The sequence below is a fragment of the Pseudomonas sp. SWRI81 genome (genome assembly GCF_014268545.1).
In the GTDB taxonomy this organism is placed as follows: domain Bacteria; phylum Pseudomonadota; class Gammaproteobacteria; order Pseudomonadales; family Pseudomonadaceae; genus Aquipseudomonas; species Aquipseudomonas hamedanensis.
On sequence record NZ_JABWQS010000017.1, the window covers coordinates 99,575 to 109,051 of the forward strand.

Genomic DNA, 9,477 nt, shown 5'->3' on the forward strand with positions numbered 1-9,477 from the left:
TTCCAAACAATCATCTGGCAAGTCGTCAGACATCGCCAGACAGCGCTTCAATGTGCACTTCGTCGGATTTTTTTCCAAGGGGCAACGGCACGCTTTTCCGGGCTTTTGCGTAGGGTATTTCCGAAATGTTGCCAATGGTGGCAAAACCTAGACTTACGTCCAATGGGCACCCCGCCTGTGGGGGAAGACCATGGTTGCCACGATCCGACAACAACAATTCGAAAAAGACTGCGGTAATGGTTATGAGTAAAGCGGACGCCTTCACCCAGGCAGGGAAAACCGCGGTTTTGCAGAATATTCAGGGCACCCTGCAATTCCTCCAGCGCTTCCCGCCCTTCAATCAGATGGAACACGCCCACCTCGCTTATCTGGTGGAGCAATGTCAGCTGCGTTTTTTCGCCCAGGGCGAGAGCATCATCAAACCCGCCGACGGCCCGGTCGAACATTTCCATATCGTCAAGCAGGGTCGCGTGGTCGGCGAACGCCAGCACATCACCAAACCCGGCACCGAAACCACCTTTGAAATCACCACCGGCGAATGCTTTCCGCTGGCGGCCCTGCTCGGTGAGCGCGCCACACGCACCGAACATCTGGCGGGTGAAGATACTTTTTGCCTGCAACTGAACAAACTGGCGTTCATCAAACTGTTCGCGCTCTCCAGCACCTTCCGTGATTTCGCTTTGCGCGGGGTCAGCAGCCTGCTCGATCAGGTCAACCAGCAGGTGCAGCAAAAAGCCGTGGAAACCCTCGGCACGCAATATTCGCTGAACACCCGACTGGGTGAGCTGGCGATGCGGCATCCGGTAACGTGCAGCGCGGACACGCCATTGCGCGAGGCGGTAAAGCTGATGCACGAGCAACAGGTCGGCAGCATCGTCGCGGTGGATGAGCACAAGGCGCCGCTGGGGATTTTTACTCTGCGCGATCTACGCCATGTGGTGGCCGAAGGTGCCGGCGATTTCAGCGATGCCATCGAACAGCATATGACCCGCGCGCCATTCTATCTGTCACCGGATCACAGCGCATTCGACGCAGCGATCGCCATGACCGAGCGGCACATTGCGCACGTTTGCCTGGTCAAGGATCAGCGCCTGTGTGGCGTGGTCTCCGAGCGCGATCTGTTCAGTCTGCAACGGGTCGATCTGGTCCACCTGGCCCGAACGATTCGCAGTGCCCAGCGGGTTGAGCAACTGGTGATCCTGCGCGGTGAGATCGGCCAACTGGTCGAACGCATGCTCGCCCACGGCGCATCCTCAACGCAGATCACTCACATTATCACCTTGCTCAACGATCACACCGTATGCCGGGTGATCGAGCTGACCCTCGCCGAAAAAGGCGATCCCGGCGTACCGTTCAGCTGGTTGTGTTTCGGCAGTGAAGGTCGCCGCGAGCAAACGCTGCACACCGATCAGGACAACGGCATCCTGTTCGACGCCCGCGATGCGGTGCACGCAGCGGAGATCCGCGGCAGGTTGCTGCCGATTGCCCAGCAGATCAACCAGAGTCTGGCGCAGTGTGGCTTCACCCTGTGCAAGGGCAACATCATGGCCGGCAACCCCGAGCTGTGTCTGTCGCGGGCCGAATGGGCGCGGCGCTTCGCGGCATTTATTCGAGAGGCGACGCCAGAGAACCTGTTGGGCTCAAGCATTTATTTCGACCTGCGCGTGGTCTGGGGCGATGAGCAAGGCTGCGAGCAATTGCGCCGAGGCATTCTCGAGCAGGTCGGCGACAACCGTTTGTTCCAGCGCATGCTGGCTGAAAACGCGCTGCGCAATCGCCCGCCGGTGGGCCGATTCCGTGAGTTCGTGCTGGCACGCAAGAATGGCGAGAAAGCCACGCTGGATCTGAAAATCCAGGGCCTGACGCCGTTCGTGGATGGCGCCCGCTTGCTGGCGCTGGCCAACGGCATCGACGCCAACAACACCCTCGAACGCTTCCGCCAACTGGTGGACAAAGAGGTGATCGAGCCGCTGGACGGCGCCGCATACGAAGAGGCCTATCACTTCATTCAGCAAACGCGGATGCAACAGCATCAATTACAGACCCGCGAGAATCTGCCGTACTCCAACCGCGTCGATCCCGACAGCCTCAATCATCTGGACCGGCGCATCCTGCGTGAATCCCTGCGCCAGGCGCAGCGTCTGCAAAGCAGCCTGACCTTGCGGTATCAGCTATGAGCCTGTTTTCCTGGCTGCGCCCGGCCAGCCCGGTGGTGTCGGTGGATTTACAGCAGCGGCTGGCAAAGTTGCCAGTCATCACCGGGCTGAGCGAATGCAGCCTGCGCGAGCAGCGTTGGGTGGTGCTGGATCTGGAAACCACCGGCCTCAATATCAACAAGGACCGCGTGCTGTCGATTGGCGCGGTGGCCATCGAGGACGGCGCGGTTGATTTCAGCCAGCAGTTCGAGCGCACCTTGCAATATAGTGAGTTGAAGGTCAGCCCAAGCGTGCTGATTCATGGGTTGGGGCCAAATGCGATTGCCGCCGGCAGTGACCCGGCCGAGGCCCTCGTGGAGTTCATGGAGTTTGTCGGCGACAGCCCGTTGCTGGCGTTCCATGCGCCATTCGATCAGCACATGCTCGGGCGCGCGTTGAAGGAACATCTGGGGCATAAGTTGCAGCATGTGTTTCTGGATGTGGCGGATATCGCGCCACTGTTGTGTCCACAAGCGAACATTCGCGAAGCCGGCCTGGATGAATGGATCGAGTGGTTCCGGCTTGAAGTGTTCGAGCGGCATAACGCGAGTGCCGATGCGCTGGCCACGGCGGAACTGGCGTTGATTCTGTTCAGCCGGGCGCGGGCGCAGCAGATTCACAGTCCGTTGAATCTGCAGCAGCGGCTGGGTCAGTGGAAGCGACGGCAGCAGGCACCGTCCTTTTAGCTTTTCGACGCCTGTCCGGCCGCCTTCGCGAGCAGGCTCGCTCTCACAAGGCAGCGCGTTGCCTCATATCACCTGACCAGTGGCCAATTGCTAACCATTCCCACCTCTGCCAGAATCGCGAACAATTCGCGTTAGTTAATATTTCCCAATCGGTGATGTCCGGTGTCGTCAGTCCCAAGTCCCCGCAGTGAGCTCGTCGGTGCGATGTATCGCGATCATCGCGCTTGGCTGCTGGCGTGGTTGCGGCGCAATGTGGCATGTCCGCAGCGTGCCGAAGATTTGAGCCAGGACACCTTTGTGCGCCTGCTCAACCGCGACGAGCTGCTGACACCACGTGAGCCACGGGCATTTCTGGTGGCGATCGCCAAAGGCCTGCTGTTCGATTATTTCCGTCGCGCCGCGCTGGAACAGGCCTACCTCACCGAGTTGATGCTGATCCCCGCGGGCGAACAACCGTCGGTGGAAGAACAGCAGATGATCCTCGACGACCTCAAGGCCATCGACCGCCTGCTCGGCAAGCTGTCGACCAAGGCCCGCGCCGCCTTCCTTTATAACCGCCTCGATGGCCTCAGCCACGCCGAAATCGCCGACAAGCTGGGTGTCTCGGTGCCGCGCGTGCGGCAGTATCTGGCGCAAGGCCTGCGCCAGTGTTACGTGGCGTTGTACGGTGAGCCGACATGAGCCCGGCCAGTTCCAGACCGGTACCGGCCCATGTGCTGGACGCGGCGATTGCCTGGCAGTTGACCCTCGATTCGAGCACCGCGCTGGAGCGTGAGGAATTCGCCAAATGGCACGCGGCCCATGAAGAGCATGCCCGCGCCTGGCGCCAGTTGGGCATGCTCGATCAGCGTTTCAGCGTCGCCAAGGGCCCGGCCCGAAGTGCGTTGCTGCAATCGCGCGAAGGCATCCGTCGGCGCGTGCGCAAACTCGGCAGCGGGCTGGCCAGCGTCGTCGTGATCATCGGTCTGGGGTTATTTGTCAGTGAGCGTTATCTGCCGCTGGACTACTGGCTCGCCGATCAGCGCACCGCTACCGGCGAACAGCGCACCCTACGCTTGCCCGATGGCACCCTGCTCAATCTCAACACCCACAGCGCGGTGGATGTGCGCTTCGATGAGCAGCGCCGTTTGGTCGTGCTGCAGGAAGGCGAAATCCTCGTCGAGACTGGCCATGGCGATGCGCGGCCGTTCATCGTCGAAACCCGCGAAGGCAGCATGCGCGCTCTGGGTACACGGTTTCTGGTCAAGCGCGAAGAGCAAGGCACGCGCCTGAGCGTGTTGCAGTCGGCGGTCGCCGCACAGGCGCAAGGCAACCCGGCAGAACAGATTCTGCGCGAAGGCCAGCAAGTGCTGCTGCGCAGCGACGGGCTGGGCTCAATTGTCGCGCTCAACCCCGGCGCCGATGCGTGGACGCGCGGCATGCTGGTGGTGGATAACGCGCGGCTAGGGGATCTGGTGCAGGAGCTGGGACGCTATCGGCGCGGCCATCTGGGCGTGGCGCCGGACGTGGCGGACCTGCGCATCACCGGCAGCTTCCCGTTGCATGACACCGATAAAGCGCTGAGTGCATTGCTGCCGACCCTGCCAGTGCAGATCGAGCGGCATACACAGTATTGGGTGACTGTGGCGAAGGCTGAGACCAAACCCGAGTAATGCGGCGTCTGAGCGGCCGCCTTCGGGAGCAAGCCCCCTCCCACATTTGAAATGCATTCTCCTTGTGGGAGCGGGCTTGCTCGCGAATGGGCCGTTAGCCACAGCACCAGAAACAGGCTCAACCCAGATATCGGCAGCCCCGGTAAACCGAAATAATTTCCACCCAGCCCTATCACTTTTCGAATCTCGTCCGGCACACAGGCAATTGAGAAATATTTCCATTCAGGAGCCGCCGTATGTCCCGTTCGCTAGACACCTTGTTGCGTCCCAGTCTGCTTGCCATTGCCATTGCTTGCGGGACACCGCTGATCAGCAGCCCGCTGCTCGCTGCTGAACAAGCGTCCAGCGTGCGCGCCTACAGCCTGCCGGCGGCGCCGCTGTCGACCACGCTGAACCAGATCGCCAGCCAGGGCGGCCTCGCGCTGTCGCTGAACCCGTCGCTGGCGGCCGGCAAGACCTCGGCGCCGGTCAACGGTCAATATGACCCTGCCGGCGCCCTGCGTGCAGCGCTGCGCGGCACCGGTCTGCAACTGGAACAAAGCAGCGCCGGCACCTTCACCCTGGTGGCCGTGCCCGACGGCACGATGGCCCTGCCGGAAACCGCGATCATCGGCGTGGAAAACCTGGAAAGTGCCTGGGGCCCGGTCGAGGGCTATACCGCGACCCGCACCGCCGCCGGTACCAAGACCGACACTGCACTGGTCGAAGCACCGCGTTCGATTTCCGTTGCCACCCGTCAGCAAATGGACGACCGCAGCGTGCACAGCCTCGATGACGCCGTGCGCTACATGCCGGGTATCACCGCCAGCAGCTATGGCAGCGACACGCGCACCGACTGGCTGCGTGTACGCGGTTTCGAACCGACCCAGTTCCTCGATGGCCTGCCGCTGCCCAAAGGCGTGTACGCCAACCCGAAACAGGAAACCTGGAACCTTGACCGCCTCGCCCTGCTGCGCGGCCCGGCCTCGTCGGTGTACGGCCAGACCCCGCCGGGCGGCCTGCTCGACATGGTCAGCCGGCGTCCCAGCGCCGAAACCAGCAGCGAAATCCAGCTGCAATACGGCAGCGACAATCATCGCCAGATCAACTTTGCCAGCACCGGCAAGATCGATGACGCCGGGCAGTTTCTCTACGGCATCAGCGGCGTGGTGCGCGACAGCGGCACGCAGGTCGATCATGTCGACAACAAGCGCTACAACATCGCGCCGAGCCTGACCTGGAATATCGATGACGACACCAAATTCACCCTGCTGAGCCAGTTCACCCGCGACGATACCGGCATCACCAGCCAGTTTTTGCCGATCCAGGGCACCAAAATCAAATCGCCGTTCGGTGATATTTCTCACCATAAAAATCTCGGCGATCCGGACTGGGAATATTACGACCGCACTTACTACGCGCTGGGTTACGCCTTTGAGCATCGGTTGAACGATGTCTGGCAGTTCAAGCAGAACCTGCGTTATACCAAGTCGGATTTGTCGTTCCAGTCGCTGACGCCCGGTTCCTACCCGTTCACGACCGTGGATGAGCAGGGCAACGTCGGCCGCACCAGCACGAGCGTCGACGAGGACATCAGCCAGTTCGCCGTCGACAACAACTTCCAGGCCGACTTCTCTACCGGTGATATCCGCCACACCCTGCTGCTGGGCCTGGACCACCAGCGCAGCAACACCAACTACACCTCAATCTTCGGCGATGGCCTGACCACCAACGTGATCACGCCGATCTACGGCCAGCCAATCGTGCGCCCGGCGCGCTCCACAGCGTTTTACGACTACAACCAGAAAACCTTCCAGACCGGTCTCTACGTCCAGGACCAGATGGCCCTCGACCAATGGCGCCTGACCCTCGGCGGCCGTGAAGACTGGGTGCACACCAGCACTGAGTTCTTCAACAAGGGCGATGCGACAAATACTCAGCGCGACAAACAGTTCAGCGGCAACGCCGCGCTCAGTTACGTGTTCGACAACGGCTTTGTACCGTACCTGTCGTATGCCGAATCCTTCCAGCCGACCACGGGCGCTGACGCCACCTCGACCGGTTCGCTCAAGCCAACCGAAGGCAAGCAGTGGGAACTGGGTATCAAATACCAGCCACCGGGCAGCAAGACCCTGCTGACCGCCGCCGTGTATGACCTCACCCAGAAGAACGTGTCGGTCAACACCTTCGTCAACAATGTCTCGATCACCAGCCAGGCCGGCGAAGTGAAGGTCAAGGGCCTGGAACTGGAAGCGGTCTCCGACGTGACCGACAACCTGAAAGTCATCGCCGCCTACACCCTGGCCAAGTCCGAAGTGCAGAACGGCGTCGACAAGGGCAACCGCCTGCAATTGATGCCGAACCAGCAAGCCTCGCTGTGGACCGACTACACCTGGCACACCGGCGTGCTTGACGGTTTCGGCGTGGGCGCCGGCGTGCGTTACACCGGCAATACCTACGGCGACAAGGCCAACACCTGGCTGGGCAAGGCTGACGCCTACACCGTGTTCGACGCTTCGGTGCATTACGACCTCGGCCGCCTGGACAACAGCCTCAAAGGCGCGTCGCTGGCAGTCAACGCGACCAACCTGTTCGATAAAGACTACATTTCCACCTGCGACGGCTTCTATTGCTATTACGGCGACCAGCGCAGCGTGGTCGCCAGCGCGACTTACAAATGGTAAGCCAGTGAGCTGAAACAGGCCCTGTTACCAGGCCGTCCTCCGTGGACGGCTTTGGTGCTTTTGAAGGTCATGAAATGAAAAGTAAAACAATTCGTCGCTGGTCGTTCATCCACACCTGGACCAGCCTGATTTGCACCGTGTTTCTGCTGATGCTGGCATTGACCGGTCTGCCGCTGATTTTCCATCACGAGATCGAGCACCTGCTCGGCGATGCGCCTGAAGTGCGCGAGATGCCGGCCGACACACCGCGGCTGAATCTGGCGCAGTTGGTCGCAGCGGCCGAAAAACATCGCCCCGATGATGTCGTGCAGTACTTCGGTTTCGACGACGATGAGCCGAACGCCGTGCTGACCATCATGGCAAAAACCGCCGGCACCGAGCCGAACGCTTCCCACACGTTCATGCTCGATGCACGCACCGGTGAAGCGCTGGAAACGCCTTCGGCCAACGGCGGCTTGATGCTGTTCATCCTGCGCCTGCATGTCGACATGTTTGCCGGATTGCCTGGCAAGCTGCTGCTGGCGTTCATGGGTCTGCTGTTTGTCGTGGCGATTGTCTCCGGAACGGTGCTGTACCTGCCGTTCATGCGCCGCTTGAAATTCGCCACCGTGCGCCAAGACAAATCCACACGCCTGCGCTGGCTCGACCTGCATAACCTGATTGGCGTCGTGACGCTGACGTGGTGCCTGGTGGTGGGCGTGACCGGGGTGATCAGCGCCTGCGCCGACCTGCTGATCGCCGCGTGGCGCAACGACGCGCTGACCACGCTGATCGCACCGTATCGCGATGCACCGCCGCTAACCAGACTGGCACCGGCCACGCGCCTGCTCGATATCGCCGCTGAAGTGGCACCGGGCATGAAACCCGACTTCATCGCTTTCCCCGGCACACGATTTTCCAGCGAACACCATTACTCGGTGTTCATGAAGGGCGGCACGCACCTGACCTCGCACCTGCTGACGCCGGTGCTGATCGATGCCACGACCCTGCAAGTCACCGCCGTGGCCGAACGCCCGTGGTACATGGACGCCATGGGCATGTCGCAGCCGCTGCACTTCGGTGATTACGGCGGCATGCCGATGAAGATCCTTTGGGCGACGCTGGATGTGCTGACTATCGTTGTGCTGGCGAGCGGCGTGTATCTGTGGGTGGTGCGGCGTAAAGCGGCCAGACCGGTGCTGGAAACCACGGAGGCTTCGGCATGAAACCGCGTCAGTCGAGTTTCTGGAAAGTCTTCAGCACGCCGATTGTGATTGCGCTGCTCAGTGCCGGGGGGTTGTTTGCGGCGTTGCTCGGGGACGGACTCTGGGATGCGTTGAGCTGGGTCGGGCTTGGCGTGCCGGCATTCCTGGCGATAAGAGGCTTCCTGCAACGCGGGTGATTTTTGTATTGCCTGACGTGGCCCCTTCGCGAGCAAGCCCGCTCCCACATTTGGAATGCGTTCCCATGTGGGAGCGGGCTTGCTCGCGAAGGCGCCAGTGATTACACCATCAATGCCTCGCCAGCCGATCACTATCTGACTAGGCTAACCTCCTGCTCTTCGACGACCACCGAGGCTTGAACATGTCCGCCCCCAGCATGACCCTGTACCACAACACCCTGTCGCCCTTCGTCCGCAAGGTCATGGTGCTGCTGCACGAAACCGGTCAGCAGGATCGCGTCGCCCTGCAAGACTGTGTGCTCAGCCCGGTCAGCCCGGACCCGGCGCTGATCGCCGACAACCCGCTGAGCAAGATCCCCGCCCTGCGCCTGGCCGATGGCAACGTCATCCATGACAGCCGGGTGATCCTCGAATACCTCGACCAGCAGCACGTCGGCAACCCGCTGATCCCCCGCGAAGGCGCGGCGCGCTGGCGGCGGTTGACCCTGGCGTCGATGGCCGACGGGATCATGGATGCCTCGGTGATGGTGCGATACGAAACCGTTTTGCGTCCGGTAGAGAAGCACTGGGACGAATGGCTCGACGCCCAGCGCGACAAGATTCGTCGCGCCCTGGCCGTGCTGGAAAAGGATGCGATCGCCGAGCTGACCAGCCATTTCGATGTCGCGGCGATTAGTGTTGCCTGCGCATTGGGCTATCTGGATCTGCGCTTCCCCGACCTGGACTGGCGCGCGGCCAATCCGCAACTGGCCAACTGGTATTTTGAGGTGAGTCAGCGACCGTCCATGGTTGCGACAATGCCCAAGTCCTGATTCTGCGGCGCTTGCTCGGCCCCTATCGCGAGCAGGCTCGCTCCCACAGTTGGCCGCGTTCCCCTGTAGGAGTGAGCCTGCTCGCGAT

Annotated in this window: 8 protein-coding genes; all 8 read left to right on the forward strand. The window is 61.5% G+C overall.

Annotated features, from left to right (window positions below):
- The first annotated feature begins 236 nt into the window (after positions 1-236).
- The 8 genes from HU765_RS13435 to HU765_RS13470 all read left to right on the forward strand — a co-directional run bounded on the left by HU765_RS13435 (position 237) and on the right by HU765_RS13470 (position 9,389).
- Positions 237-2,177, forward strand: coding sequence for a DUF294 nucleotidyltransferase-like domain-containing protein (locus HU765_RS13435; protein ID WP_186621063.1), 1,941 nt, complete (start codon positions 237-239; stop codon positions 2,175-2,177).
- On the forward strand, positions 2,174-2,881 hold the full coding sequence (locus HU765_RS13440; RefSeq protein ID WP_186621064.1) for a 3'-5' exonuclease: 708 nt from the start codon (positions 2,174-2,176) through the stop codon (positions 2,879-2,881). Before HU765_RS13435 ends, HU765_RS13440 begins: the two co-directional genes overlap by 4 nt.
- Positions 2,882-3,085: 204 nt before the next feature.
- A complete protein-coding gene (locus HU765_RS13445; protein WP_189684247.1) occupies positions 3,086-3,562 on the forward strand; it encodes an RNA polymerase sigma factor in 477 nt (158 codons plus the stop codon).
- Entirely contained in the window at positions 3,559-4,533 is a 975-nt protein-coding gene (locus HU765_RS13450) for a FecR family protein (RefSeq protein ID WP_186621065.1), read from the forward strand. Before HU765_RS13445 ends, HU765_RS13450 begins: the two co-directional genes overlap by 4 nt.
- A 236-nt stretch (positions 4,534-4,769) precedes the next feature.
- Positions 4,770-7,196: a TonB-dependent siderophore receptor gene (locus HU765_RS13455; protein ID WP_186621066.1), complete on the forward strand. Its 2,427-nt coding sequence runs from the start codon at positions 4,770-4,772 to the stop codon at positions 7,194-7,196.
- A gap of 74 nt (positions 7,197-7,270) precedes the next feature.
- Positions 7,271-8,401: a PepSY domain-containing protein gene (locus tag HU765_RS13460; RefSeq protein ID WP_186621067.1), complete on the forward strand. Its 1,131-nt coding sequence runs from the start codon at positions 7,271-7,273 to the stop codon at positions 8,399-8,401.
- The gene (locus HU765_RS13465) at positions 8,398-8,577 is read left to right on the forward strand and encodes a hypothetical protein (RefSeq protein ID WP_186621068.1); all 180 of its coding nucleotides are present in this window, start codon (positions 8,398-8,400) and stop codon (positions 8,575-8,577) included. The genes HU765_RS13460 and HU765_RS13465 overlap by 4 nt, the downstream gene beginning before the upstream one ends.
- 182 nt (positions 8,578-8,759) lie before the next feature.
- Positions 8,760-9,389 carry a glutathione S-transferase gene (locus tag HU765_RS13470; RefSeq protein ID WP_186621069.1) on the forward strand — a complete coding sequence of 210 codons (630 nt, stop codon included), beginning with the start codon at positions 8,760-8,762 and terminating at the stop codon, positions 9,387-9,389.
- The last annotated feature ends 88 nt before the right edge of the window (positions 9,390-9,477 follow it).